We start from the raw sequence: 25,058 nt of genomic DNA, 5'->3' as shown, positions 1-25,058 counted from the left end.
ATGACTGATTCCGCTGTTGAAACTGACACCCACGGTGTTGCACTGACTGAGGCTGCCTCGAACAAGGTTCGTAGCCTCATGTCGCAAGAGGGGCGCGATGACTTGCGTCTTCGGCTTGCCGTTCAGCCGGGCGGATGCTCGGGACTCATCTATCAGCTCTACTTCGACGAGCGCTTCCTCGACGGCGACGTGAGTCGTGACTTCGGTGAGGGTGTCGAGGTAGTCGTCGACAAAATGAGTGTTCCGTACCTCGAAGGTGCGAGCATCGATTTTGAAGACACCATCGAGAAGCAGGGGTTCACTATTGACAACCCCAACGCCGAGGGCAGTTGTGCCTGTGGCGACAGTTTCCACTAATTTCATAGCAATTTTTTGAGAAGGTGCGCCGATTCGGTGCACCTTTTCGCTTGTGCGGGGCGAGCCGGTAATCACTACCCCCTCTCGCTGCATATACACTGGAAAGGTATTAGTCCGTGTTCTTCGAGAGGTCACAGGTGCGCTCTAACCGCCGAATTCGATTGGCAGCGATTCCACTCGCTCTGGTTACGATGTTGGTCCTGACCGGCTGTACTCAGGACCAGTTGCAGGGATATTTGCCAGGAAGTCCAGACACCACCAACCACACGAGTAGCGTGATTGGCCTCTGGGTCACATCGTGGATCGTTCTGCTGGTCGTTGGTGTCATCACCTGGGGCCTCATCATCTGGGCAGCGGTTGTGTACCGCCGTCGTCGCGGACAGACCGGTCTTCCGGTCCAGCTCCGTTACAACATGCCGATTGAGATCTTCTACACGGTTGTACCGCTCATCTTGGTTCTGGGCTTCTTCGCCTTCACCGCGCGTGACCAGGCGGCTATTGAAGCTGTTGAAGTCAACCCGGATGTTCAGATTGAGGTCATTGGAAAGCGCTGGGCGTGGGACTTCAACTACATTGACGAAAACGTCTACAGCCCCGGTGTTCAAGCAGACTTCAACCCGGATGGCACCATCAACGTTGACTCGTTGCCCCAACTGGTTCTCCCTGTCGACAAGAAGGTCGAGATCAAGGTTGAGGCGCGCGACGTCGCTCACTCGTTCTGGGTCGTGGACTTCTTGTACAAGAAGGACATGCTGCCAGGCAAGACCAACTACATGTACTTCATCCCCACCAAGGAAGGCACCTATCAGGGCAAGTGCGCTGAGCTGTGTGGTGAATACCACTCGCTCATGCTCTTCACTGTGAAGGTCGTCTCCGAGGCTGAGTACGAGGACTACATTGACGCCCAGCGTGCTGCTGGCTTCGAGGGTCAACTCGGTCTCGATTACAACGTCAACCAGAACTTGCCCGGCAACGGCAGCAGCGACGAGGAATAGGGCTCATGAGCGTCGAACGTAAGGGCAACGTCCTGGTGAACTGGATCACCTCGACCGACCACAAAACAATCGGGTACATGTACCTGATCACTTCTTTCTTCTACTTCCTTCTCGGCGGGGTGATGGCGCTTGTCATCCGCGCCCAGCTCTTTGAGCCGGGACTGTCGATCGTGGCAACGGGTGAGCAGTACAACCAGTTGTTCACCATGCACGGCACGATCATGTTGCTGATGTTTGCTACCCCGTTGTTTGCTGGGTTCGCGAACGTACTCATGCCGCTTCAGATCGGTGCTCCCGACGTTGCCTTCCCGCGACTGAACGCATTCGCCTACTGGCTCTACAGCTTCGGTTCGCTGATTGCTGTCGCTGGATTCCTCACCCCGCAGGGTGCGGCATCCTTCGGTTGGTTCGCCTACGCACCGCTTTCGAGCACCACGTTCTCCCCGGGAATCGGTGGAAACCTCTGGGTATTCGGTCTCGCGATGAGCGGTTTCGGTACCATCTTGGGTGGCGTGAACTTCATCACGACAATCATCACGATGCGCGCTCCCGGCATGACGATGTTCCGCATGCCGATCTTCACCTGGAACACCCTCGTGACGTCGCTGCTGATCCTCATGGCGTTCCCCGTTCTGGCCGCGGCCATGTTTGGTCTCGGTGCTGACCGTGTGTTCGACGCTCATATCTATGACCCCGCCAATGGTGGAGTTCTGTTGTGGCAGCATCTCTTCTGGTTCTTCGGCCACCCCGAGGTGTACATCATTGCGCTTCCGTTCTTCGGAATCGTCTCTGAAGTATTCCCGGTCTTCAGCCGCAAGCCGATCTTCGGATACACCACTCTGGTCTACGCAACAATCTCGATTGCTGCGCTGTCCGTAACGGTGTGGGCTCACCACATGTACGTCACGGGCTCTGTGTTGCTCCCGTTCTTCTCTCTGATGACAATGCTTATCGCAGTGCCTACAGGGGTGAAGATCTTCAACTGGGTTGGCACAATGTGGCGGGGCTCCATCACGTTTGAAACGCCAATGCTCTGGGCTATTGGCTTCCTCGTGACCTTCACTTTCGGTGGACTCACCGGTGTTATCCTCGCTAGCCCGCCGCTCGACTTCCACGTCTCTGACACGTACTTCGTTGTGGCTCACTTCCACTACGTCGTATTTGGAACCGTCGTGTTCGCCATGTTCAGCGGTTTCTACTTCTGGTGGCCCAAGTGGACCGGCAAGATGCTCAACGAGCGTCTCGGCAAGATTCACTTCTGGTTGCTATTCATCGGCTTCCACATGACGTTCCTCATCCAGCACTGGGCCGGTGTAGTCGCGCTTCCGCGTCGTTACCGCACCTACCTTGCTGAAGATGGCGTTACGTGGATGAACCAAGTGTCAACCATCGGTGCGTTCATCCTCGCAGTGTCGATGATTCCGTTCCTCTTCAACGTGTACATGACCACGCGCAAGGCGCCTAAGGTCACTGTCAACGACCCGTGGGGCTACGGACGCTCGCTCGAGTGGGCTACGAGCTGCCCGCCTCCGCGACACAACTTCACGTCGATCCCACGAATTCGTTCAGAATCTCCGGCATTCGACCTCAACCACCCCGAAGCGGGTATCCCTGTTGGCATCGGTCCAGGCAAGGATGCGCCTGACGCACCGGTCTACGACCTCGCAGACGAGAAGGTGAAGTAACCGATGAATGCAAACGTCAAGCTCTACTGGATTCTGACCGTCTTCTTCCTTCTCCTCTCAGGGCTGTACACGGTGTGGTCGCTACTGGACGCAAGCCATCAGCGCGTCGAGTGGGTGGGCACGATTGCCCTCCTGCTGAGCGGGCTGCTGTTCCTTCTCATCGGTTTCTACTTGAGCAAGGTGCACGCAGCTCAGGGCGGCGAACTCGCTGAGGATCGCCTCGACGCCAACATCGAAGATGGCGACGCCGAGCAAGGGCACTACAGCCCGTGGAGCTGGTGGCCGATCGTTCTCGCCGGCGCAGCTTCGCTCGTGTTCCTGGGTGTTGCCATTGGAGCCTGGATTGCATTCATCGGCGGAGGTATCCTCGTCGTTAGCCTCGTAGGGTGGACGTATGAGTACTACCGCGGATACTTCGCCCGCTAAGGCGGTGCAGATTCGCCCTGCCACCGCGAACGACGCTGCCTCAGTCTTCGAGTTGCTCAAGCAACTCGGAACTGAGTACGCACCGGATCGATCGGCATTTGACTCTGCATTTGTACATGCAGTCGATGACCGGGCGACAACGCTCCTCCTCGTTGCCGAGAAATCGGAAGGTGCCGTCGTTGGCTACGCTTTCGCGACGATCGCGCACCTGCTGCATACTAACGGCAGCTCCGCTCAACTACAGGAGCTTGTCGTCGATAGCACTGTTCAGAGCACTGGAATCGGTACGCGACTAGTGGAAGCCGTCGAGGCCGTATGTCTCGAGCGCGGCGTGCGCCAGCTCACGGTGCCCAGCCGCGGCTCTGCAGACTTCTTTGAGCGCATCGGCTACATGTCGACGGCGGACTTTCTCAAGCGCGTCTTTTAGTAACTCCACGGGACTCCAGCGTCCCCAACTGCGTCTGCGCCGTCTTTTGTTTCCGCGGAATTCTGTGCCCGGATCACTGTTGGGTGTTGGGTGTTGGGGCTCAGGATGCTTACGGGGCGACGAGACGGTGGAATCGGCGTCGCGGCCGTCCAGCCATGCCACGTCAATAGGCAACTAGGGGCTGTAGAGGGTTGTTTCCGCGCTGCGCCGAGGCCCGTGGTGCCGTGCCGTCTCCCCGGTCGGGCCGTGCTAGGCCGTGAGAGGCCATGCAATGCCATGCTGCCAGCTGTGTCGAACCGTGTCGGGTTGCGCCAGGCCGTGCCGTGCCGTGCCGTGCCGTGCCGTGCCAGGGCGTGCCCAGTTCCCTGTGTGCCGCACTCTGCGTCTGCGCGTATGGGAGCGATGCGGCACGCGCGCGCTGACGACAGGGGAAGCCCAGCCCCGGCTACCGAGGTGTCCGTTCGGTGCCAGAGCGTTTCTGGCGCCGCGGGCTAATCGCATCGAGGATTGACCGCGTCGCGGATTGACCGCATGGACAATCAGATGACGTCTCCGAAGCGGTTCGTCGGGCTAGTTACTAACCGCACGGGTGGAGCAGCAGTCCCGCACTCCGGCAGTCCGGCGGCCTGGCTGAGCAGCGTTGAGCCGCCGTCGCCGGCCATGGCGTAAGCGAGTCGGCGCACGGTGACGTGTGCTGTGGAGCGGACTCCTGCCGGCCCGCGGTGGGGGAGCAACCGGCGCGGCATCCGAGTGCATAAACGAGTGTGGGCCCCGCCGAAATGAATTCGGCGAGGCCCACAGCAGTCGTAGCGGGGAGCAGCTTTAGTGGTGCTCATCCTTGGACTGTTCGATTTCCTTCTGCGAGACCGGCGCGATGCGGTCTTCGAAGAACCAGCGAGACACTGACGCACGGAACTTCTGTCCGACGGTGATGCGGCCTTGAGCATCCGGACGCACCATGAGCGGCTTGTAGTCGTCGTAGCTGACGAGCTTCCACAGTTCGTAGTCGTCGAGCTGCTCGTGCACCTCAATGTATTCACCGTGCGGCAGGCGCACAATACGACCCGACTCGTAACCGTGAAGAGCGATCTCGCGGTCCTTCTTCTGGAGCCCGATGCACACACGCTTCGTGAGGAAGTACGCAATGATCGGCCCGAAGATAAGGAGAGCCTGGCAGGAGTGGATAACGCCTTCGATAGATAACTTGAAGTGAGTTGCTATGAGGTCAGAGCTCGCGGCGGCCCAGAGGACTGCGTAGAACGTGACGCCGGCTGCACCGATAGCGGTACGGGTCGGAGCGTTACGGGGACGGTCAGCGATGTGGTGCTCACGCTTGTCGCCAGTAACCCACGCCTCGATGAAGGGGTAGAAGGCCACAATGGCGATGAAGAGTCCCAGAATCACCAGCGGCGCGATGATGTTGAACGACCACGTGAAGCCGAACCACTCGGTTTCCCACCCTGGCGGAACGAGTCGGAGAGCGCCGTCGGCGAATCCGATGTACCAGTCAGGTTGGGTACCTGCCGAAACAGGGGAGGGGTCGTAGGGGCCGTAGACCCACACGGGGTTGATCGAGAACGTGGATGCGATCAGCGTGATGACGCCGAAGATGATGAAGAAGAATCCACCAGCCTTCGCAGCGAAGCCAGGCATGACGGGCGAACCGACGACGTTGTCGTTGGTGCGACCGGGGCCAGCGAACTGGGTGTGCTTGTTGATCACGAGCAGCAGCATGTGAATACCGATTGCAGCGATGATGATCGCCGGCAGCAGCATGATGTGCAGGATGTACAAGCGACTGACGATGTCGACGCCGGGGAACTCTCCACCAAACAGCAGGTAAGAGATCCACGTACCGATGACCGGAATTCCCTTGACCATTCCATCGATGATGCGCAGACCGTTACCGGAGAGCAGGTCATCGGGGAGCGAGTAGCCGGTGAAGCCCTCGGCCATCGCGAGTACGAAGAGTACGAAGCCGATGAACCAGTTGATCTCACGGGGCTTGCGGAATGCACCGGTGAAGTACACGCGGAGCATGTGCAGACCGATGGATGCCACGAACAGCAGAGCTGCCCAGTGGTGGATCTGGCGCATCAGGAGTCCGCCGCGGATGTCGAAGGAGATATCGAGCGTCGATGCCATAGCGGCCGACATTTCGATGCCCTTGAGCGGCGCGTAGGAGCCTTCGTAGTGGACTTCAACCATCGAGGCTTCGAAGAAGAACGTGAGGAACGTTCCCGACAAAAGAATGACGATGAAGCTGTAGAGAGCAACCTCTCCGAGCATGAACGACCAGTGGTCGGGGAAGATCTTGCGACCTACCTCTTTGACGAGGCCAGAGATGCTGGTGCGCTCGTCAATGTAGTTGGCAGCAGCTCCCGTGAAACGCTGTCCGCGAGTCTTGGGCTGTACGTCCTGGGCGGGGGTGGTTGTCATAGCTTGCGCTCCCAGAAGCTTGGACCGATGGGCTCAGTGAAGTCGCTCTTAGCGATGAGGTAGCCCTCTGAGTCGACCGTGATCGGCAATTGCGGAAGTGGACGCTTCGCTGGGCCGAAGATAACGGCTGCTTCGCGCTTGATGTCGAACTGTGATTGGTGGCACGGGCACAGCAGGTGGTGCGTTTGCTGTTCGTAAAGTGCAACCGGGCATCCAACGTGAGTGCAAATCTTGGAGTAAGCAACGATGCCGTCGTAGTTCCAGTCTTCGCGACCCTCCGATACCTCAAGATCTTCTGGCTTGAGGCGCACGAGGAGAACTGAGGCTTTCGCCTTCTCCTCGATGCGGTGCTCAGAGTCGTTGAGGCCTTCAGGGATGACTTGGAAGGCTGAACCAATGGTGAGGTCCGATGCTTTGATGGGGGTTCCGCTTGGGTCGCGCGTCAACCGCATGCCTTCTTCCCAGAAGGTGTGCTTGAGAAGCGTGACCGGGTTGTCGGCCGGAGCGAGATCACGGAACAACACGATTGCGGGAAGCGGGGTGACAACGAGGGCACCGATGAGCGAGCGACGCAACAGTGTGCGACGGCCAAACCCGGAGTCTTCGTTGCCGAGAGTGAATACCTCGACGGCCTTGGCGCGAGTTTCTTCGCTGCCTCGAGTTCCGTGGCGCTGCTCCACAAGGTCGTGACCCTGCATAAGTGCCTTGGACCAGTGAACGGCACCGATGCCGATGCCGAGTAGACCCAGCGTGATGCCGAGACCCAGGAACAGGGTGTTGTTACGCACCGACTGCATGTTTCCGGGCTCAATCGGGAACACGAAGTAAGCGACAACAGCAAGCACACTTCCCACAATGGAGAGGAGGAACATCGTCGAAACGCGGCGTTCCTGTTGCTTGTCAACCTTGGGGTCGAGATCCGTTACGCGTGGGCGATGCGGGGGGAACCCCGGGTTGGGTACCTCGTCGGTTGCGACGACGGCGGTACCTGCGCTGTGCGCAGGAGCCCCGTGCTGCTCGACGTCCTTACCCGCAGCGGTGCTGCCGGCGGTATCGCCGTGGTCGTCTGCCATTCTTATCCCTTCAACCGTCCGCTGTACAGCGGTCGCTAACTAGTTTGATTTAGCCGTGAGCCAGACCGTGATTGCCACGATCGCGCCAAGGCCGAAGATCCAGATGAACAGACCCTCAGAAACGGGGCCAAGTGATCCAAGCGTGAATCCACCAACAGAGGGCGTCTCATCGAGGTACTTGAGGTACGTGATGATGTCGGCCTTTTCTTCAGGCGTGAGATTCGTGTCGTTGAACACGGGCATGTTCTGCGGGCCCGTCAGCATTGCCTCGTAGGCGTGCTTGGCAGTCACGTCAGCGAGCGCTGGAGCGAACTTGCCCTCGGTAAGCGCGCCACCAGCACCGGCAACGTTGTGGCACATTGCGCAGTTGATGCGGAACAGTTCGGCACCGTTGGAGACGTCATAGCCTTCCCCGGTGAGGTACATGTCAGCGGGAATCGCTGGGCCGGGGCCTTGGGAAGCAACATAGACCGCGAGAGCCTGAATCTGCTCTTCAGTGAACTGAACGGGCTTCTGTTCTGCTTGCGGGCCCGAAATGGCTAGTGGCATGCGGCCAGTACCCACTTGGAAGTCGGTCGCTGCAGCGCCAACGCCGATCAGCGTAGGGGCTTGGGTGGTGCCTTCGAGGTCCAGACCGTGACACGTTGCACAGTTAGCGGCGAAAAGCTTTCCGCCTTCTTCAACAAGTGCTTCGGCGGATGCGCTGGTCTCTGCCGTTGCACTCGAGGTGAACAGCGCGTATGCGCCGCCCGTTCCCAGTAAACCAACGAGCAGGAGGGCTACAGTCGCAAGAGGATGGCGTCGACCGACAGGTTGTGACCTGCGTGACGCGCGAGCTGCCTTGGTGGCCATTACGTCTATTCCGTTCTTATTTGAGCACGTAGATGATGAGGAAGAGGCCGATCCACACTACGTCGACAAAGTGCCAGTAGTAGGAAACAACAATTGCGCTTGTTGCCTCTTTGTGTCCGAAGTTCTTGACTGCGAATCCGCGACCGAGAACCAGCAAGAAGGCGATGAGGCCACCGGCGACGTGAAGTCCGTGGAACCCGGTGGTGATGTAGAACGCCGAGCCGTAGGAGTCGCTCGAGAGGCTCACGTGTTCAGAAACCAGCGTGGCGTACTCGAAGACCTGACCGGTTACGAAGACAGCACCCATGGAGTAGGTAAGGAAGAACCATTCCGTCATGCCCCACTTGCGCATGTCGAAGAGCTTGCCTGTGCGACGCACTTGCATGCGCTCAGCGGCGAAGACGCCAAACTGGCACGTGACCGATGAGAGCACGAGGATGATCGTGATCAGGGTCGCAAATGGCACATTGAGCTTGGCAGTTTGCTCCGCCCACAATTCGGGGGACGTCGACTTCAGAGTGAAGTAGATGGCGAAAAGGCCGGCGAAGAACATCACCTCGCTACCAAGCCAAACGATGGTACCGACCGCAACAGTGTTCGGTCGCTGGACAGACTGGGCTCCAAGAGAGCGGTTGAGGGCAGCTGTGGTCACGTATCTATTATGGCTGATAACTGGGCGTAAGTTTTTCAATCTCCGGCCTGTCGGCTCAGGATCGGTAGGATTTCACTCATGTCTGCATCCCCAACTTGGCCAGAAATCCTTACAACCCTTGTTTCCGGCACTGATTTGTCAATCAGCCAAGCTGAGTGGGCGATGAAATCCGTTATGAACGGAGAAGCAACATCCGCTCAATTAGCAGCGATGTTGATCGCTTTGAGGATCAAGGGTGAGACAGTCGACGAGATTGTTGGTTTTCGGGATGCTGCTTTGGCGAGTGCCGTGCCGCTGCCCGTGAATCCCATGGCGTTGGACATCGTCGGTACCGGTGGCGACCCCTACGGCGCCGTGCTGAACATCTCATCCGTTGCCTCGATCATCGCGGCAGCGGGGGACGTGCCCGTGATTAAGCACGGCAATCGTGCCGCGAGCAGCAAGAGTGGAGCATCCGATGTTCTGAGCGCGCTGGGGCTCAAGCTGGATCTCACGCCCGAGCGGGTAGCCGAAGTGCTAGAAGAGGTCGGCATCACGTTCGTTTACGCTGCGCTGTTCCACCCTGGTTTTGCGCACGCCGGCCCGACACGGCGCGAGCTAGGAATCCCCACGCTGTTCAACATTCTTGGTCCACTGTGCAACCCCGCCCGCCCGCAAGCCTCGGCGGTCGGTGTCGGCAGCCGCGAACGTGTCAGTCTCCTTGTCGGAGTGTTCCAGACTCGCGGAGCGACGGCGCTGGTGTACCGCGGTGACGATGGGATCGACAAACTGACCACCACGGGGCACAGCCACGTCTGGGAAGTGTCGCGCGGTTTCGTTACCGAACACGATCTTGACCCGCTGGAGTTGGGTATCCCGCGGGCGCCGATCGAGGCGCTACTGGGCAAGGACCCCGAGTACAACGCCCAGGTCATCCGCTCGATTCTCGCTGGCGAAAAGTCGCCGGCCCGCGACGTTGTGTTGCTGAACGCCGCGGCAGGCTTCGCCTCGTTCGAGCTGGCGAAGGATCCAGAGCAGAGTCAGCGTCCGCTGCTGGCACGCTTGAAAGAACAACTTGAGCGCGCCGAACACGTCGTTGATTCAGGACTTGCCGCGAGCAAGCTCGACGAGTGGGTCGCTGCCACCAACCGCTAGAACCGTCTAGTCGGTGTCTTCGTTGACCCAATCCAGAGTCTTCGTGATGGCCTTCTTCCAATTGCGGATGAGGCGCTCACGTTCGGCATCGTCCATGGTCGGTTCCCACCGTTCGCCCTCGCTCCAGCGATCGCGCAGCTCATCGAGGCCACTCCAATAGTCGACCGCAAGGCCCGCAGCGTAGGCAGCGCCCAATGCTGTCGTCTCTGCGACCTCAGGTCGGATGACCGGCATGTTGAGGATGTCCGCTTGGAATTGCATGAGCGCGGAATTGGCGACCATGCCACCATCTACCCGCAACTCTGTCATCGCAACATCGGCATCCGCATTGGCGGCTTCGATGACGTCGCTGGTCTGGAACGCAGTGGCTTCGAGCGCGGCGCGAGCTATGTGGCCCTTGTTGGCGAAACGAGTGAGTCCGAGAATCGCTCCCCGGGCATCCGGACGCCAATGAGGCGCAAAAAGGCCAGAGAAGGCTGGCACAAAGTAGACGCCACCATTGTCGTCGACTGAGGCGGCGAGGGTCTCAACCTCTTCAGACCGAGAAATGATGCCGAGATTGTCGCGCAGCCACTGAATGAGTGAACCCGTCACGGCAATCGAGCCTTCGATGGCGTAGCGGGGTGCATCGTCGCCGAGCTGATAGGCGAGCGTCGTGATGAGGCCGTTTTCGGAATGCACGATGTCAGTGCCCGTGTTGGTCAGCAGAAAGTTGCCTGTGCCGTAAGTGTTTTTCGATTCGCCGGCATCGAACGCAGCCTGCCCGAACGTCGCGGCCTGCTGGTCGCCCAAAATGCCCGCAACGGGCACCTCGCGCAGCAAACTCGACGTGGAAACGGTGCCGTAGACCTCGGAAGAACTGCGGATGTCGGGCATGAGCGACGCAGGAATGTCCAGTTCCGCGAGAATATCTTCGCTCCACGTGCGGGTTTCGAGATCCATGAGCAGCGTGCGGCTCGCATTAGTGACGTCGGTGGCGTGAACTCCGCCGTCAGGCCCGCCGGTGAGATTCCACAGCAGCCAGGTGTCGGGGGTTCCGAAGGCAAGCTCGCCCGCCTCGGCACGCTCACGAACTCCGTCGACGTTCTCGAGCATCCACACAATTTTGGATGCCGAAAAATAGGTGGCGAGGGGGAGCCCGGTGATCTTTTTGAACTTGTTGGTGTCGCCGTCCGCAATGCGATCGATGATCGCCTGGGTGCGCGTGTCTTGCCAGACGATGGCGTTGTACACGGGCTTGCCGGTCGCGCGGTCCCAGATGATGGCAGTTTCGCGCTGATTAGTGATGCCGACAGCGGCAATGCTGTGGCGCGTGACGTTCGCTTTGGAGAGTGCCTGACCAATTACTTCTCGAGTGTTGTTCCAAATTTGGGCCGCATCGTGCTCGACCCAGCCCGCTTTCGGGAAAATCTGGTCATGCTCAAGCTGGCCAGAGGTGACCGGCTTGCCATCGTGATCAAAGATGATCGCACGGGTGCTGGTGGTGCCCTGATCGATCGAGAGTATGTAGTTCACCGGTTCTCCTTGGTTCTCACTCATTAGACGGCATCAACGTAAAGCCAGGCGCAATTTTCGCGCACAAATCTGCTGTTCTCATGTTGCTGGTCGGCTCCGCCATCGAAGCGATAGTGGGCCCGAAACTCGACAGTACCCGCCGTGTCGAACAGGCTGCCGCCCGTGCGCGCGACGATATCGAGACGGTACCAGCGCACATCCGGATCAAGCTCAAGCGTTGTCGGGCGGGTAGACGAATGCCAGGTCTTCAGGAGGTAATCGGTTTCGCCACGCACGTAGGCGCTATAGCGCGAACGCATCAGCCGTTCAGCGGTGGGGGCCAGTGCCTCACCGCGATGGAAGCGGCCGCAACAATCGTCGTAGGTTTCGGACGATTGGCACGGGCATGCGTTCATCCCCCCAGCGTAACTAGTTGCCGTGCAGTGCGCTTCTCTCGCGGCGGCTCAACCGGGTTTCGCCGGGACGCAACAATGGTCGGTCGCTCAGAGAAGCGGCCGACCATCGTTGTAGTGCTGAGCGTTAGCTGTGTCCTATCGGAAGGCGGCGTTCGAAGAGGCGGCCGCGGATAGATTCTGGTTCGATCAGGATGTAGACAAATGACTCGATGGGAACCCAATCGGGGAGGGTCTTCAGCGCCTGAGCAGTCACCTGAGAGGCATCGTCAAGAACCGTTGCCAGACCTCTGACTACGACGCTCCACACGTCGTCGGGAGTCTTCACATCGACTTCAAAAGCCACATGCATGTTCTCGGTGAGCTCGTGAAGTTTTGAGCCTGACGCAGTGCGAAACAGGATCGTCTTCTTGTCGCAGTAGTAGTTGACCGGGAAGATATCCGGCCGCCCATCATTGCTCAGAGCGAGATGACCGAAGCTCTTGCTGGCAAGCAGATCCAGACTTGCCTGATCGGACAACTCGACGACCGGTCCCTGTGGAGACCAGCCGGCCTCCGTCATGTCATGAGACATTGCTGACCTCCGGACGAACAATGATTTTCACGGCGGTCTCCTTGTGATCGATAAGGGTCATGAAGCCCTCGTCGATGAGCTTGTCGAGATGAATCCGACCGGTGATGAACGGTTCAAGATTGACCTTGCCATCCTGAACGAGCTTGATGGTTGCAGGGTGGTCGTGGGCGTAGGCAATCGTGCCGCGCAGGTCAATCTCTTTGAGTACGAGCTTTTGCATATTGAGTTGCGCAGGGTGACCCCAGATGGAGACGTTCACAATTACGCCAGTCGGCTTTACCGCATCAAAAAGCTGATCGAGTACGGCGTTGATGCTCGAGCACTCGAATGCGACGTCGGCGCCGACTCCGTTGGTCAATTCCATGACTCTGGCTACGGCATCCTCGACGCTGGGGTCGATGACGTGATCGGCGACCCCCGTCGAGGTCGCCATTTCGCGGCGCGCTGTGCCTGGCTCAGACATGATGACGGTGATTCCCTCGGCGGAGAGCACGGCGGCGAGCAGAAGACCGATAGGGCCACCGCCACCGATGAACGCGACATCTCCGGCTTTAGCGCCACTGCGCACGAACGCGTGATGGCCGACAGCAAGGGGTTCGATGAGCGCGGCCTGATCGAGGGGGATGTCACCGATCGGGTGAACCCAGCGACGTTCGACGACGATCTTTTCACTCAAGCCACCGCCCCCACCAGCCAGCCCGATGAAGCCCATTTTTGTGCAGAGGTTGTAGTTGCCGGCGCGACAGGGGGCGCACTCGCCGCACACAAAGTACGGCTCCACGACAACGTTCTCTCCGACCGTGAGGTCGGTGACCCCTTCGCCAAGAGCAGTTATTGTTCCCGAGAATTCGTGACCCATAGTCACGGGAACTTCTTCGTGAGTCAGTGGGTGCGGATGCCCCGCTGCTGGGATGAAGATCGGGCCTTCGAGATATTCGTGAAGGTCAGTGCCGCAGATGCCGCACCACGCGACATCAATAGCGACTGCGCCGGGCCGAAGCTCTGGTTCCGGAATGTCATCGATACGGATGTCTTTGCGTCCGTGGAAACGTGCTGCCTTCATGGTTTTCTTCTTTCTCCTGAGCGATTAAGGGTTGGTTGTCAGTTGCAAGGTCGAATTGCTAAACGAGCCACGGCATTTTCTGCACAATGCTGAGGCGCTTCCACGCCCGGCCAACGCCCCAGGTATCCCCGGCTGACAGAACAGCGATGGTGATGAGTGCGAGGGCGTAGATGATGTGGTAATCCACCAGCGGGTTAGTGGAGCCGGCGTTCGCGGCGAACGGCCACTCCGCCAGATACATCAGGAGCATCATGATGGTTCCGGCGACGGCACTGATGCGTAGGCCTATGCCCAGCATCACTGCGACACCGATTCCGATCATCCCGAGCATAAAAAGAATGTCGGAGGCGGGGCTCGCGATTGCGGCAAACGCCGGTTTTAGAGGGCCGACAACCGCGTCACCGGTCAAGAAACCCTGACTCGGGCCGCCGCCGTTGATCCATGCTCGTTCGGCCGGGGTAGAAAAACCGAGCCCGAAGGTCTTATCGAGGAACGCCCACAGGAAGAGGAATCCTGTGGCAAGGCGCAACGCTGCCAGAACGCGACGACCGGTGACGGAGATTACGAGATCGCTCTCGAGTGCCACCGCCTTCGGCGTCTCGTGGAGCGAGCTAGTGGGGGCGGTGGCTGGGCGTGTAGTCATCGTCGTGCTCCTTCAGGGATGGGTGATAGCGAAACCAGGCGGCTTCTGCTCGGTTTAGGCCGAGACGTATTCTTTGACAGCGACGGTGATGTCCTTGAGTGCCTTTTTAGCGTCCGCAAAGAGCATTCCCGTCTTGGGATCGGTGAACAGCGGGTTCGTGATGCCGGCATAGCCAGGCCGCATTGACCGCTTGATAACGACAACGGCTTTGGCATGGTCGGCGTCGAGAATGGGCATCCCGGAGACGGCATCACCCGGCTTTCGAGCATCCGGGTTGCAGACGTCGTTGGCGCCGATTACAAGAGCAACATCGCAGTTATCGAATGCTGCATTTGCCTCGTCGAGCTGGAGCATTTGTTCGTAAGGCACGTTGGCTTCGGCCAGCAGCACATTCATGTGGCCTGGCATACGGCCGGCAACCGGGTGAATCGCGTACTTGACGTCGATGTTGTGGGCCATGAGCAACGCGGCAAGCTCCGCGACTTCGTGTTGGGCTTGGGCGGCGGCGAGTCCGTAGCCGGGCACGATCAGCACGTGTTGCGCATAGGCGAGCTGAATGGCGACATCATCGGAGGTGAGGCTCCGCACATTGGTGAGATCCTCATCCGCGGGTCCTGCTGTCGCCGTAGTGTCGCCGGTGCCGAAGCCGCCGACGATGATCGAGAGCACGGAGCGATTCATCGCTTGCGCCATTTGCAGCGTCAGGATGGTACCCGCTGCGCCGACCAAAGCACCCGCGATGATGAGCGCCTGATTGTCGATCGCAAAGCCAGCCATGGCCACGGCGAGGCCGGTCAGGGCGTTGAGGAGTGAAACGACGACGGGAGCATCGGCGCCACCAATCGCCAACACCATGAGAATGCCGAGGATGAGCGCGGTCACGAGCACCACCAAGAGCAACAGCGTGTTGTGGGGAAGCATCACTGCCGCAACACTCGCACCGAGCGCGATCGCTGCAACCAGCGCGTTGAGCAGACGGGAACCGGGGAACGTGACGGGATTGCCGGGGATGATGCCCTGCAGCTTTCCGGCCGCGATGAGCGAGCCGGAGAAGGTAATTGAGCCGATGAGGACATCGAGCACGACGGGGATAGAGACCGTCAATTCCAAGGGATCGGCACTCGTCGCGAGAATGAACGCGGCGAAGGCAATTGCGGCAGCCGCGCTGCCTCCGACGGCGTTGAACACGCTTACGAGCTGAGGGACATCGGTCATCTTTACGGTGCGAGCACGATAGACCCCGAACACTGCACCGACCAGCACGCCTGCGGTCAGGGCAACCCACGCAATCCATTCGCCGCCATCGACAACGAGGGCAAGCACAATCGTCGCTAGGACGGCAATAATCATACCGACAGCAGAGATGCGGTTACCGTTTCGGGCGGTCGCGGGTGCCCGCATCATGTGAAGGCCGACGACGAAGAGCGACGCCGAGAGTAAGTAGAGAATTCCGACGAGAAACTCGAAGCCGGTCATGATGCGTCCTCCGTGGTGCTGCTGGTTTCAGCGGTCTTGGGAGGCGTCGGCCTCGTGAACATTTTCAGAATCCGGTCAGTAACGACATAGCCTCCGAAGACGTTCGCGGCCGCGAAGGCACCCGCAATGAAGGTCAGGATGTAGCCGGTAGGGGAGTCAGCGAGCGATGCCGTGACAACGGCACCAGCGATCACGACCCCGTGGATGGCATTTGATCCCGACATCATCGGGGTGTGCAGGGTCGAGGGAATCTTGCCGATCACTTCAACACCCACGAGAAGCGCGAGAACGAAGATGGCGAGATTGCTGTAGAGGGTTTCCATCAGTTGGCCTGAGCTTTCAGAGGTTCGGTGGAGCCGAGCGGCTCAAGATTGAGGGCTGTACGCACGGTGGCACTCGTGACATCTCCTGCATGGGAAACGACGATGGCACTGTGGACTTCGTCGCTGGGATCTATCGCGATTGCGCCTTCAGGGGCGAGCGCTTCGAGAACAGCAGCGACGTTTCGGCCGTACATCAGAGACGACGAGGCAGGAAGGTCGGCGGCAAGGTTGCCGGCGCCGACGACTACGACGCCATTTACGGTCGTTGAGGATTCACCATCACTCGAGCCGAATACGTTGCCGCCCTTGTCGCTGGCGCCAAGGTCGACGCACACCGTGCCCGGCTTCAGCGCGGCGAGAGTGTCTTGCGAGACCAGCAGCGGGGGAGTGCGACCCGGCACCTTTGCGGTCGTAATGATGATGTCAAAGCTCACGAGGGCATCCGCAAGTTCTTTCTGCTGGACGACTTGCTCAGCCGCAGTCATCGGTCGGGCATAGCCGCCCTCTCCGGCACCAGCAGCTACCGAGGACGTGAGAAATTTAGCTCCGAGCGACTCGACCTCGGTGCGGGATGCGTCCCGCACGTCGTAGCCCGTAACGACAGCACCAAGTCGCTTCACCGTGGCGATTGCTTGGAGTCCGGCGACGCCGGTGCCAATAACGATCGCCTTCGCCGGAGTTGCAGTGCCGGATGCCGTGATCATCATCGGGAGGTAGCGTCCGAATTTTTCGGCGGCCACGATAGCCGCGCGGTAGCCCGCAGCGCTTGACTGCGAACTCAGAGCATCCATCGATTGGGCACGGCTGAGCGTTCGGGGGAGAAGCTCGAGCGCTACGAGAGTGATTCCCTGGCCAGCAAGCGCTGACACTCGGCTGAGATTGTTCAGCGGGTCGAGAAGGCCGATAACGGTCCGCCCCGCGGTGAGACCGTCAGTAACATCCGACGAGGGAAGCGAGAGAGAAGCGAGTACATCGCACGTAGCGATTATCTGAGACGAGGTAGTGAGGGTGGCTCCGGCGGCGACGTAGTTTTCATCGGTAAAGCTCGCCCCGGATCCGCACCCCGCTTCGACGAGCACTGTGAAGCCCGCGTGAACGAGGTGTTTGGTCGCGGTTGGATCGAGAGCGACCCGATGCTCGCGAGAGTTTTGTTCGGAGAGAACCCCGATGGTGAGGCTGTTGTCTGAGTTGGACATTGCCATCCTTGGTCGAAACGGAACAAATTCCGTTGCCAAGGTCTGGAGCAACTACTTAAAGCGTACACCCGGGCTTGTGACCGGATTCTGAAGAAATGCTGAGAGCACTATCTCTTGGTTGCGGCTTCGACAATCTGCTGCACCGTAATCTCGCGCCGACTGACCATTTCGGAGGTTGTCCGAATCGTTCGGTTGCAGTCGCGGGAATACTTGCGCAGGAGTGCGAAGGCATCGTCCATGCTGAGGGACAAGCCGTTTGCGACGACGCCCTTCGCCTGTTCGATGGCAATTCTGCTGTTGAGAGCGTTGTGCAACTGTTCCTCGACGAGGTGAGCGTGCTGGAGTGCGCGTTCGTGGGTTATGCCGATCGTCGCGACGTCCGCGAGCGCTTGAGCTACCGCAGCGTCTCGAGAGCTGACGGCTTCGGTCGTTGCACGAAAGAGGTTCATGGTGCCGATAACTGCGCCTTGGACCTTCATGGGGATCGACAACAGCGAGTTGAAGCCTTGGGCAACGGCGGCGGCACGAAATTCGGTCGACGCCTCGGACGCTGAAATATTGTCGATCGCCACCGCATTTCCGGTGCGGAAACAATCGAGGCATGGTCCTTCGGCTGCCTCAAGTTGCATACTCTCGAGCATGACGGCCGCTTCGTTCGTGGATGTCATGAGTTGAAGTTCACCAGCGTCGTTAACCAGAACGAGCCCGCCAGCATCCATCCGAACGATCTCTGCGCAACGCTCGACAAACGTGTGAAGCACGTCGACCAGGTCATGGTCGACAGTGAGCGTTTCCGCAACAGTGACGAATGCGGCGCTGATCTGGGCCTCGCGGGTTGTTCCATCCATCTGAAGCTTCTTTCCTGCGGGGGAGGTGGTTATTCGGTGAGGGGATCGAACTCAAGCACGCGCGTAACTATGTCACGTGCTACATCGTCGATGGAGCGCCCAGTCGAGAATGCGTGGGCCTGTAGTCGGGCAAACGCATCCGGTGCCGAGAGCGCCAGCTGCGAAATGATGATGCCTGTCGCCTGGTGGACTTCGCGTCGCAGCGCCGGTGATTGATCAGACTCGGGCGAGCTGTGTTGTTGCGCGGCCGAGAGTGCTCGTTCGACGGCAGTGAGCGCCACATCACGGGTCAGCGCTTGGGCCCTCGAGATGAACTCGGCGTCAACGGGTCGAGGTGTCGTGGTGATCAAATCGACCACTCCGACTACCGCGGTGCCCAGCATCATCGGGAAACTAAAAATAGCGCCAACGCCGAGCTCCCGTGCGGCACCCAGAAACACGGGCCAGGCCGAGTCGGAGACGTGAGCGAGGTCGGAACAGAGAACAGGGGATCGGGTAGTGAGTGCTTGCAGGCCTGGACCCTCGCCGAGTTCGAACTGGAGAGCATCCAGTCGGCCAGCGAGGCGGCCGCTCACACACACCGTCGATTGGTTACCGTGTTCGCCGATGACCGAGATAGCGGCGCCCGAAACGTCAAGCGCAGTCACGAAAGGTGAACACAGGCAGTCATCAGCGGACGCTTGTGTTCCGGCTATTTTTGGATTCGAAAGCATGATGGCCTTGGCTGAGGGGGTATCTCAATCGAGGCTATCACTCTGAATAAGAGCGGCCCGTTAGAGGTAGGTGGTCGAGAGCAGCTGGTCGATGATCCCAATCTCATAGGTTTGGATGACATCCATCCGCTCGGCTGTTGCCCGCACTGTGCTCACCGCGGCGTGCTCGTTCGCATAGGCCGCCATGTGGACACCGCCGACGTGGTGCGCGCGCATGAGGTTCAAGAAGAGTCGCCCTTGGTCCATCCCGGTTGTGGTCGAGAGGGAGCTCATCTGTTCGTCAGTGGCGAGACCCGTCATCTCGGCTGCGGGCATCTCCATTCCCATCCAAGCCATCACCGTCTCTGGTGGCGCAGTGCTCTCGCCCCACACCGTGAGCCACGTGTGCATGACGCCCCGTTCGAACGATTGATTCTGAAGGATGTCGGCGGCGAGCGACTGCACAGAGTCGCCGTTGTCGCGACCGAGCACGCGTTGGCACATGGCGAGGGCTTGTTCGTGGTGTAGAGCCATGTCCGTGAAGAAACCGATATCGGTGTCGTTAGGCGTTTCTTCAGCTGCGCTGGTGTCGTCGTCGTCGTCAGCGGCGGCGGTTGTGCAGGCGGCGAGCGCTGTGCCGGTGAGGGCGAGTAACCCGAACGCGAGAAAGTTACGGCGGGCCGGATTTACGGCGTTTGTCGCGCGTTCAGTCGCGGGGATCACGCAGGGCCGCCACCGGGAGCTGCGGCGTTGTTGCCGCTCAAAGCGTCATCTGCCACATCGCCGTAGTAGCAGCCGAGGAAGTAAGGGAACGTGGTGGTGGAGTAGTAACGGTACTGGCCGTCGCTATCGACGCGTCCGTTGCACTCATCGAGGTCACCGGAGCCTTCAACGTAGCTGTGGGCCGCCCAAGTGTCAGTGGCGAATTGAGATTCGTCGGTGAGTTGCCAACTGCTCGTGAGCTGAACAACCTCGCTGCAGTCGTCATCTGAGCACACGACTCCGGACATGATGGGGTAGCCGTCGGCAGCCCATCCAACGACGAGTGATTCACCGGTTTCAACTTCGTCAGCGTCGTAGAGGCAGTCGACCCCATCGGCGTAACCAAACCAGTGGATGTGGAAGTCAGTGGGGCCGCTGTGGCTACCGCATTCCGAGAGCGCGCCTTCTAGGGATTGAACGTCTCCACCGGTGCCTTCGGTCGGCCCGTAGATGGGAACTCCATTGACGGCAACTCCGAGAGCACCGAGGTACGGCACGGAGCCGGGTTCGTCAGCTTCCGTGGGGGTGACGGGGATCGTCATAGTGAGTTCGGACACCTTGGGCGAGCCCGGTGTCGTCGCGATGTAGAGATAGTCGGGGATGCTGTTGCTGCTGATGGTGAGGGTGTCGCCATCACAGACAGCGGTGAGCTCGGGGTCCACGAGCTCAGAGTTCGCACTTTCGACATCACGGAGTGTCGCAGCCATGGCGTCGCAATCACCCGTGGATGCCGCAAAGGTGGCTGTCGAGGCTGTAGCCGTCTCGGTCGATTCTGGGGTTGCTTCGGCGGTTTCGGCGGGTTCTACTGAAGCAGTAGTGCAGGCGGCAAGCGCTAGCAGCAGAACACTTGCAGTGGCCACGGTTGTGACAAGTCGATTCATGGTTTCTCCTGATCGTGAGGAGAGCCATGTTGGCCCAGAAGTCTATGGATTCCTTATGAAGTCTCTGCGACCTGCGGGGGAACTTGCCCGGCAACGCTCTGCTGCGTAACGCTCGGCTGAGTCAGGAAAACGATCAGAACGATCGCACCGGCGATCGGAACCAGTATCCAGAAAATGTTCGTCCAATTGCGGCCAGTGTCGCGCAAACGGCGAACGGTGACGGCGAGTTGAGGAACGAGGAGAGCGAGCGACCAGGCGGCGCTCAGACCCACTGAAAGCCCGAAGTTTGCTCCCATGTGACCAAAATCGTTGCCACTGCTCGGGTCAAGCGAAGCAGCGATTCCCGACGTGATGAAGGAGAAGAGCGCGAACCACCAGTACTCGGGGCGGCTTGCGACCCCGGTAAAGTCCGCGTACTTGCGGAATACGGTGGCGATGGACTCAAAAAATGTCACGATCTCTCCCCAGCTAGGTGGCGTGCACTAAGCGTACGGCTTCGGCGTCGACAGCGTCTCGGGCGGCATCGAATCTGAACGCCGCCTGAGGAAACGGTGAAGAGCCTCGCTGCTCGGGCATCGTGAGCGTACCTTGAATAGCGAGCGAACTGCTGGTGCCACTACTCACCGCCAGAGTGAGCGCGCCAATCGGCGAAGCTCACCATCGTTCAGTGAGGAGCTATCGTGCGTCTCTCATCCGCCGTCGCATTTGTTTCAGATCTTGATCGATCGGTCGCGTTCTATTGCGATCTCCTCGGGCTCACATGCTCAATTCTTGATGAGTCGGCAGCGCTGTTGGTTGGCCCTGAGAACTATGAGCTCTACCTTCGCGGTAAGCATGCGCAGCCGAGTCGCGTACTCGGCTCAGTGGGTATCCAGTACCTCATTTGGAGTGCCGACACCCTGGAAGAATTGCAACAGTGTGAAGATGCGATGCGTCGAGAGTCGAGCCACGTCCGTCGTGAACAGCTCGATGGGATTGAGGTCCTCGAGGGCCGAGACCCTGACCATTTGCCCATCTTCGTGGTGTTTCCTGGACCCGATGAGTCGGCGCGCCACGCGATCATTCCGCGAATCTATAGCTGGTAGACCGCAACAGGAGTGTGTAGTGCGCGGTTTGTCTTACCCGCCATCGCCCACATACGCCGCGAGGTGTTCGCCCGTAAGGGTTGACTTGGCGGCGACGAGATCTGCCGGAGTGCCTTCGAAAACGATCGATCCGCCATCGTTTCCGGCACCAGGACCGAGATCGATGATCCAGTCTGCATGGGCCATGACCGCCTGATGGTGCTCGACGACAGTCACGGACTTTCCCGAATCGACGAGGCGGTCGAGCAGGCCGAGGAGCCGCTCAACATCGGCCAAGTGCAGGCCAGTGGTCGGTTCATCCAAAACATAAATGTCGCCCTTGTCAGCCATTTGGGTGGCGAGCTTGAGACGTTGACGTTCTCCGCCCGAGAGCGTGGGCAGTGGTTGCCCGAGGCGCAGGTAGCCCAGCCCGACATCAACTAGCCGGTCGAGGATGGCGTGGGCCGCGGGAGTGCGTGCCTCGCCTTCGCCGAAGAAAGCTTCGGCCTCGGCGACAGACATCCCGAGCACTTCACTGATGTCGTGTCCGCCGAGCGTGTACTCCAGCACGGAAGCCATGAAGCGCTTTCCTTCGCAGACCTCGCACGGGGTCGAGACGGTGGCCATGACGCCGAGGTAGGTGTAGATGACGCCGGCGCCGTTGCAATTGGGGCAGGCGCCTTCGGAGTTGGCGCTAAACAGGGCGGGCTTGACGCCATTGGCCTTGGCGAATGCTTTGCGAATGGGCTCGAGCATCCCGGTGTACGTGGCGGGGTTGCTGCGGCGTGATCCCTTGATTGCGACCTGATCGACGGACACAACGCCGTCGCGGGGCACCACCGATCCGTGAATCAATGAGCTCTTGCCCGAACCGGCAACGCCCGTCACGACGACGAGGGTGCCCAGCGGGATGTCGACATCCACGTTCTTAAGATTGTGGGAGTCGGCGCCGCGAATCTCCATGATGCCGGTGGGGGAGCGCACTTCGTTTTTGGCCGAGACTCGGTCGTCAATGTGGTGGCCGGTGACGGTGTCGCTCTGGCGCAGCTCGTCGAAACTGCCCTCGAAGCAAATCTGGCCGCCCTCGGTGCCGGCACCAGGGCCAAGGTCGATAATGTGGTCGGCAATCGAGATCGTTTCTGGCTTGTGCTCAACCACGAGCACGGTGTTTCCCTTGTCGCGCAGGCGAAACAGGAGCTCGTTCATCCGCTGAATATCGTGCGGGTGGAGACCGATGGTTGGCTCATCAAAAACGTAGGTGATGTCAGTGAGCGACGAACTGAGGTGGCGAATCATCTTGGTGCGTTGCGCTTCGCCGCCGGAGAGGGTTCCGGCGGGGCGGTCGAGGGAGAGATAGCCGAGGCCGATCTCCACAAACGAGTCGAGCGTCTGCTGCAGCGCTTCGAGCAGCGGGGCGACGGATGGTTCGTTCAGCCCGCGCACCCACTCGGCCAGGTCGCTGATCTGCATGGCACAGGCATCCGCAATATTGATTCCAGCGATTGTGGATGCTCGGGCACCCTCGTTGAGTCGAGTGCCGCCGCAATCGGCGCAGGCCGTGAACGTGACCGCGCGATCGACAAAAGCCCGGATGTGGGGCTGCATCGCTTCGCGGTCTTTCGACAGCATCGACTTTTGAATCTTGGGGATCAACCCTTCATAGGTCATGTTGATCGACTGCATCTTGACCTTGACCGGCTCTTTGTAGAGAAAGTCGTGCAACTCAGTCTTGGTGTACTTCTTGATGGGCTTGTCGGGATCGAGGAAGCCTGACTCGGTGAAGATGCGCACCATCCAGCCATCGGCGGTGTAGTTGGGGATGGTCAACGCGCCCTCGGCGAGCGACTTACTGTCGTCGTAGAGCTGCGTGAGGTCGATGTCGTTAACGCTGCCGCGACCTTCGCACGTCGGGCACATGCCGCCGGTGATGCTGAACTCGCGACGCTCTTTCGTCGTGACGCCAGCCTTCTCAAAAGTGACAGCGCCTGCGCCCGAAATAGAGGCAACGTTGAAGGAGAAGGCTTGTGGCGAGCCGACATGGGGATCGCCGAGGCGGCTGAAGACGATACGCAGCATGGCGTTTGCATCAGTCGCGGTGCCGACGGTGGAGCGGGCGTTCGAGCCCATGCGCTCCTGGTCAACGATGATCGCCGTTGTGAGCCCCTCAAGCACATCGACATCGGGGCGGGCGAGCGAGGGCATGAAGCCTTGCAAGAATGCGCTGTACGTCTCGTTGATCATGCGCTGCGACTCGGCAGCGATTGTACCGAACACGAGCGAACTCTTGCCTGAGCCCGATACGCCAGTGAATACCGTGAGGCGACGTTTCGGGATCTCGACACTGACGTCAGCGAGGTTGTTCTCGCGAGCGCCTCGCACCCGAATGACGTCGTGGCTATCGGCCGCGTGAGAACCGGGGGAGCTGGGGTTGCTTGTACTGGCCATCGTGGGTGCCTCCCTAGCGGTGCGGATGTCGCGGCTCTGCGGGTTCGCGGATGCTTGTGACCATTATTGCGACAGTACGGGCAATTGTGGAGAGACCCTAGTTCTCAGCTTCCCGCTATGGGATTCTAAGGTGATGATCCGTCACGATAGGGGCCGCGCTTGATCGAGTTTCGTCACCTCTCGAAACGTTTCGGCGACAAGCTCGCGGTCGATGACCTCAGTTTCACGGCTGCGTCTGGACGTGTGACAGGATTTCTGGGGCCTAACGGCTCGGGCAAGACCACGACGATGCGCATACTGCTCGGCCTCGAAGCGGCGGATTCAGGGGAAGCTCTCGTCAGTGGCGAACCTTATCGGAAGATAAAGAATCCGCTGTTTCAGGTGGGCGCACTCTTGGATGCTCGCAACGCGCATCCGGGGCGCTCCGGCTTCGATCACCTGCGGGCGCTTGCCCTCACTCATGGGATATCTAACGAGCGAGTCGAATTCGTGCTCGAAGAAGTTGGGCTCAGCGGTGTGGCCTCTCGTCGCATTGGAGGGTATTCGCTGGGGATGCGCCAGCGCCTTGGCATCGCGGCTTCAATGCTCGGCGATCCCGAGGTGTTCGTGTTCGATGAGCCGGTGAACGGCTTAGATCCCGATGGCGTGATGTGGTTTCGGGAGCTGGTGCGCGACTTTGCGGCGGAGGGGCGCACAGTGCTGCTTTCCTCGCATTTGATTAGTGAGGTCGCGCTGACCGCCGACCACGTGGTGATCGTCGGGCGCGGGAAGGTGCTCGCTGATTCTCCGCTGCCAGAGCTTGCGCGCCTCCAGGGCGTTGAACGCGTAGTTGTGCGGAGCCCTCACGCGCGCGAATTGATCGTGCCTCTCGCCGCGTCCGGGGCGCGGGTGGTTGAGGAGCGCGACGCACTGGTCATTCAGGGTTCGACCGCCGAAGAAGTCGGCTTGCTGGCGGCTCGATTGAGTATTCCGCTGATTGAGCTTCGCACTCAGGTGGAATCCCTCGAAGAGACATATCGTCAGCTCACCGATTCGAGTGTCGAATACCGGCAGGGATCGGAGAAGTGAGTTCCGCGGTTGCACGCGGAGTCGAGACTAAGAGGCTCACTCGGGCCTGGGGTGTTGTTCGTTCGGAGTCACTCAA

At 59.7% G+C, this 25,058-nt stretch carries 27 protein-coding genes; 8 read left to right on the top strand and 19 right to left on the bottom strand.

The window, feature by feature from the left end; translation table 11 throughout:
• From I6E73_RS08950 to I6E73_RS08930, 5 genes are all read left to right on the top strand, one after another.
• Window positions 1-357: an iron-sulfur cluster assembly accessory protein gene (locus tag I6E73_RS08950; protein ID WP_197124671.1), complete on the top strand. Its 357-nt coding sequence runs from the start codon at window positions 1-3 to the stop codon at window positions 355-357.
• Between the two features lie 116 nt (window positions 358-473).
• Entirely contained in the window at window positions 474-1,352 is an 879-nt protein-coding gene (gene coxB / locus I6E73_RS08945; protein ID WP_197105540.1) for a cytochrome c oxidase subunit II, read from the top strand.
• Window positions 1,353-1,357: 5 nt separating this feature from the next.
• Window positions 1,358-3,037, top strand: coding sequence for a cytochrome c oxidase subunit I (gene ctaD, locus I6E73_RS08940; protein WP_197105541.1), 1,680 nt, complete (start codon window positions 1,358-1,360; stop codon window positions 3,035-3,037).
• Window positions 3,038-3,040: 3 nt separating this feature from the next.
• The gene (locus I6E73_RS08935) at window positions 3,041-3,463 is read left to right on the top strand and encodes a cytochrome c oxidase subunit 4 (protein ID WP_197124669.1); all 423 of its coding nucleotides are present in this window, start codon (window positions 3,041-3,043) and stop codon (window positions 3,461-3,463) included.
• Window positions 3,432-3,890, top strand: a complete 459-nt coding sequence (locus I6E73_RS08930; protein WP_231600610.1) for a GNAT family N-acetyltransferase — start codon at window positions 3,432-3,434, stop codon at window positions 3,888-3,890. Before I6E73_RS08935 ends, I6E73_RS08930 begins: the two co-directional genes overlap by 32 nt.
• A 539-nt stretch (window positions 3,891-4,429) precedes the next feature.
• Here I6E73_RS08930 and I6E73_RS08925 read toward each other — a convergent pair.
• Genes I6E73_RS08925 through I6E73_RS08905 form a run of 5 tightly spaced genes read right to left on the bottom strand, consistent with a single transcriptional unit; the run spans window position 4,430 to window position 8,906 of the window.
• Window positions 4,430-4,726, bottom strand: a complete 297-nt coding sequence (locus I6E73_RS08925; protein WP_197124667.1) for a hypothetical protein — start codon at window positions 4,724-4,726, stop codon at window positions 4,430-4,432.
• The gene (locus I6E73_RS08920) at window positions 4,713-6,329 is read right to left on the bottom strand and encodes a ubiquinol-cytochrome c reductase cytochrome b subunit (RefSeq protein ID WP_197124665.1); all 1,617 of its coding nucleotides are present in this window, start codon (window positions 6,327-6,329) and stop codon (window positions 4,713-4,715) included. The genes I6E73_RS08925 and I6E73_RS08920 overlap by 14 nt, the downstream gene beginning before the upstream one ends.
• Window positions 6,326-7,402 (bottom strand): ubiquinol-cytochrome c reductase iron-sulfur subunit, encoded by a 1,077-nt coding sequence (locus I6E73_RS08915; protein ID WP_197124663.1) that lies wholly within the window; start codon window positions 7,400-7,402, stop codon window positions 6,326-6,328. The genes I6E73_RS08920 and I6E73_RS08915 overlap by 4 nt, the downstream gene beginning before the upstream one ends.
• Window positions 7,403-7,441: 39 nt before the next feature.
• Window positions 7,442-8,254 carry a c-type cytochrome gene (locus I6E73_RS08910; RefSeq protein WP_197124661.1) on the bottom strand — a complete coding sequence of 271 codons (813 nt, stop codon included), beginning with the start codon at window positions 8,252-8,254 and terminating at the stop codon, window positions 7,442-7,444.
• A gap of 16 nt (window positions 8,255-8,270) precedes the next feature.
• On the bottom strand, window positions 8,271-8,906 hold the full coding sequence (locus tag I6E73_RS08905; RefSeq protein ID WP_197124659.1) for a heme-copper oxidase subunit III: 636 nt from the start codon (window positions 8,904-8,906) through the stop codon (window positions 8,271-8,273).
• A gap of 78 nt (window positions 8,907-8,984) precedes the next feature.
• On the opposite strand from I6E73_RS08905, the gene trpD reads away from it, so the two are divergent.
• Entirely contained in the window at window positions 8,985-10,040 is a 1,056-nt protein-coding gene (trpD, locus tag I6E73_RS08900) for an anthranilate phosphoribosyltransferase (RefSeq protein WP_197124657.1), read from the top strand.
• A 6-nt stretch (window positions 10,041-10,046) separates the two neighbouring features.
• Here the strand turns inward: trpD and glpK are convergent, their stop codons facing one another.
• The 13 genes from glpK to I6E73_RS08835 form a co-directional block, all read right to left on the bottom strand.
• Window positions 10,047-11,579, bottom strand: coding sequence for a glycerol kinase GlpK (gene glpK / locus I6E73_RS08895; protein WP_197105550.1), 1,533 nt, complete (start codon window positions 11,577-11,579; stop codon window positions 10,047-10,049).
• Window positions 11,579-11,950 carry a YchJ family protein gene (locus tag I6E73_RS08890; RefSeq protein WP_197124656.1) on the bottom strand — a complete coding sequence of 124 codons (372 nt, stop codon included), beginning with the start codon at window positions 11,948-11,950 and terminating at the stop codon, window positions 11,579-11,581. The genes glpK and I6E73_RS08890 overlap by 1 nt, the downstream gene beginning before the upstream one ends.
• Before the next feature lie 124 nt (window positions 11,951-12,074).
• Window positions 12,075-12,521, bottom strand: coding sequence for a pyridoxamine 5'-phosphate oxidase family protein (locus I6E73_RS08885; protein WP_197105552.1), 447 nt, complete (start codon window positions 12,519-12,521; stop codon window positions 12,075-12,077).
• The gene (locus tag I6E73_RS08880; RefSeq protein ID WP_197124655.1) at window positions 12,511-13,584 is read right to left on the bottom strand and encodes a 2,3-butanediol dehydrogenase; all 1,074 of its coding nucleotides are present in this window, start codon (window positions 13,582-13,584) and stop codon (window positions 12,511-12,513) included. Before I6E73_RS08880 ends, I6E73_RS08885 begins: the two co-directional genes overlap by 11 nt.
• 58 nt (window positions 13,585-13,642) lie before the next feature.
• Window positions 13,643-14,227 (bottom strand): DoxX family protein, encoded by a 585-nt coding sequence (locus I6E73_RS08875; protein WP_231600608.1) that lies wholly within the window; start codon window positions 14,225-14,227, stop codon window positions 13,643-13,645.
• Window positions 14,228-14,281: 54 nt separating this feature from the next.
• Complete coding sequence (locus tag I6E73_RS08870) at window positions 14,282-15,703, bottom strand: NAD(P)(+) transhydrogenase (Re/Si-specific) subunit beta (RefSeq protein ID WP_197124654.1); 1,422 nt, start codon at window positions 15,701-15,703, stop codon at window positions 14,282-14,284.
• Window positions 15,700-16,029: an NAD(P) transhydrogenase subunit alpha gene (locus I6E73_RS08865; RefSeq protein ID WP_197107109.1), complete on the bottom strand. Its 330-nt coding sequence runs from the start codon at window positions 16,027-16,029 to the stop codon at window positions 15,700-15,702. The genes I6E73_RS08870 and I6E73_RS08865 overlap by 4 nt, the downstream gene beginning before the upstream one ends.
• On the bottom strand, window positions 16,026-17,222 hold the full coding sequence (locus I6E73_RS08860; protein ID WP_197124653.1) for an NAD(P)(+) transhydrogenase (Re/Si-specific) subunit alpha: 1,197 nt from the start codon (window positions 17,220-17,222) through the stop codon (window positions 16,026-16,028). Before I6E73_RS08860 ends, I6E73_RS08865 begins: the two co-directional genes overlap by 4 nt.
• A gap of 107 nt (window positions 17,223-17,329) precedes the next feature.
• Window positions 17,330-18,070: a GAF and ANTAR domain-containing protein gene (locus I6E73_RS08855; RefSeq protein ID WP_197124652.1), complete on the bottom strand. Its 741-nt coding sequence runs from the start codon at window positions 18,068-18,070 to the stop codon at window positions 17,330-17,332.
• Between the two features lie 29 nt (window positions 18,071-18,099).
• Window positions 18,100-18,717 (bottom strand): GAF and ANTAR domain-containing protein, encoded by a 618-nt coding sequence (locus I6E73_RS08850; protein ID WP_197124651.1) that lies wholly within the window; start codon window positions 18,715-18,717, stop codon window positions 18,100-18,102.
• Window positions 18,718-18,843: 126 nt separating this feature from the next.
• Window positions 18,844-19,485: a DUF305 domain-containing protein gene (locus I6E73_RS08845; RefSeq protein WP_307784268.1), complete on the bottom strand. Its 642-nt coding sequence runs from the start codon at window positions 19,483-19,485 to the stop codon at window positions 18,844-18,846.
• On the bottom strand, window positions 19,482-20,405 hold the full coding sequence (locus I6E73_RS08840; protein ID WP_197124650.1) for a YHYH protein: 924 nt from the start codon (window positions 20,403-20,405) through the stop codon (window positions 19,482-19,484). The genes I6E73_RS08845 and I6E73_RS08840 overlap by 4 nt, the downstream gene beginning before the upstream one ends.
• Window positions 20,406-20,458: 53 nt before the next feature.
• Window positions 20,459-20,860: a DUF805 domain-containing protein gene (locus I6E73_RS08835; RefSeq protein ID WP_197105560.1), complete on the bottom strand. Its 402-nt coding sequence runs from the start codon at window positions 20,858-20,860 to the stop codon at window positions 20,459-20,461.
• Window positions 20,861-21,085: 225 nt separating this feature from the next.
• On the opposite strand from I6E73_RS08835, the gene I6E73_RS08830 reads away from it, so the two are divergent.
• The gene (locus I6E73_RS08830) at window positions 21,086-21,490 is read left to right on the top strand and encodes a VOC family protein (RefSeq protein ID WP_197105561.1); all 405 of its coding nucleotides are present in this window, start codon (window positions 21,086-21,088) and stop codon (window positions 21,488-21,490) included.
• A gap of 33 nt (window positions 21,491-21,523) precedes the next feature.
• Here the strand turns inward: I6E73_RS08830 and I6E73_RS08825 are convergent, their stop codons facing one another.
• Entirely contained in the window at window positions 21,524-23,914 is a 2,391-nt protein-coding gene (locus I6E73_RS08825) for an excinuclease ABC subunit UvrA (protein WP_197124649.1), read from the bottom strand.
• Window positions 23,915-24,073: 159 nt separating this feature from the next.
• Here I6E73_RS08825 and I6E73_RS08820 point away from each other — a divergent pair, with 159 nt between their 5' ends.
• On the top strand, window positions 24,074-24,982 hold the full coding sequence (locus tag I6E73_RS08820; RefSeq protein WP_197124648.1) for an ATP-binding cassette domain-containing protein: 909 nt from the start codon (window positions 24,074-24,076) through the stop codon (window positions 24,980-24,982).
• The last annotated feature ends 76 nt before the right edge of the window (window positions 24,983-25,058 follow it).

This window comes from Salinibacterium sp. SWN248 (assembly GCF_015864575.1).
Classification (GTDB): Bacteria; Actinomycetota; Actinomycetes; order Actinomycetales; family Microbacteriaceae; genus Rhodoglobus.
This window is presented reverse-complemented; position numbering and strand designations above follow the sequence as displayed.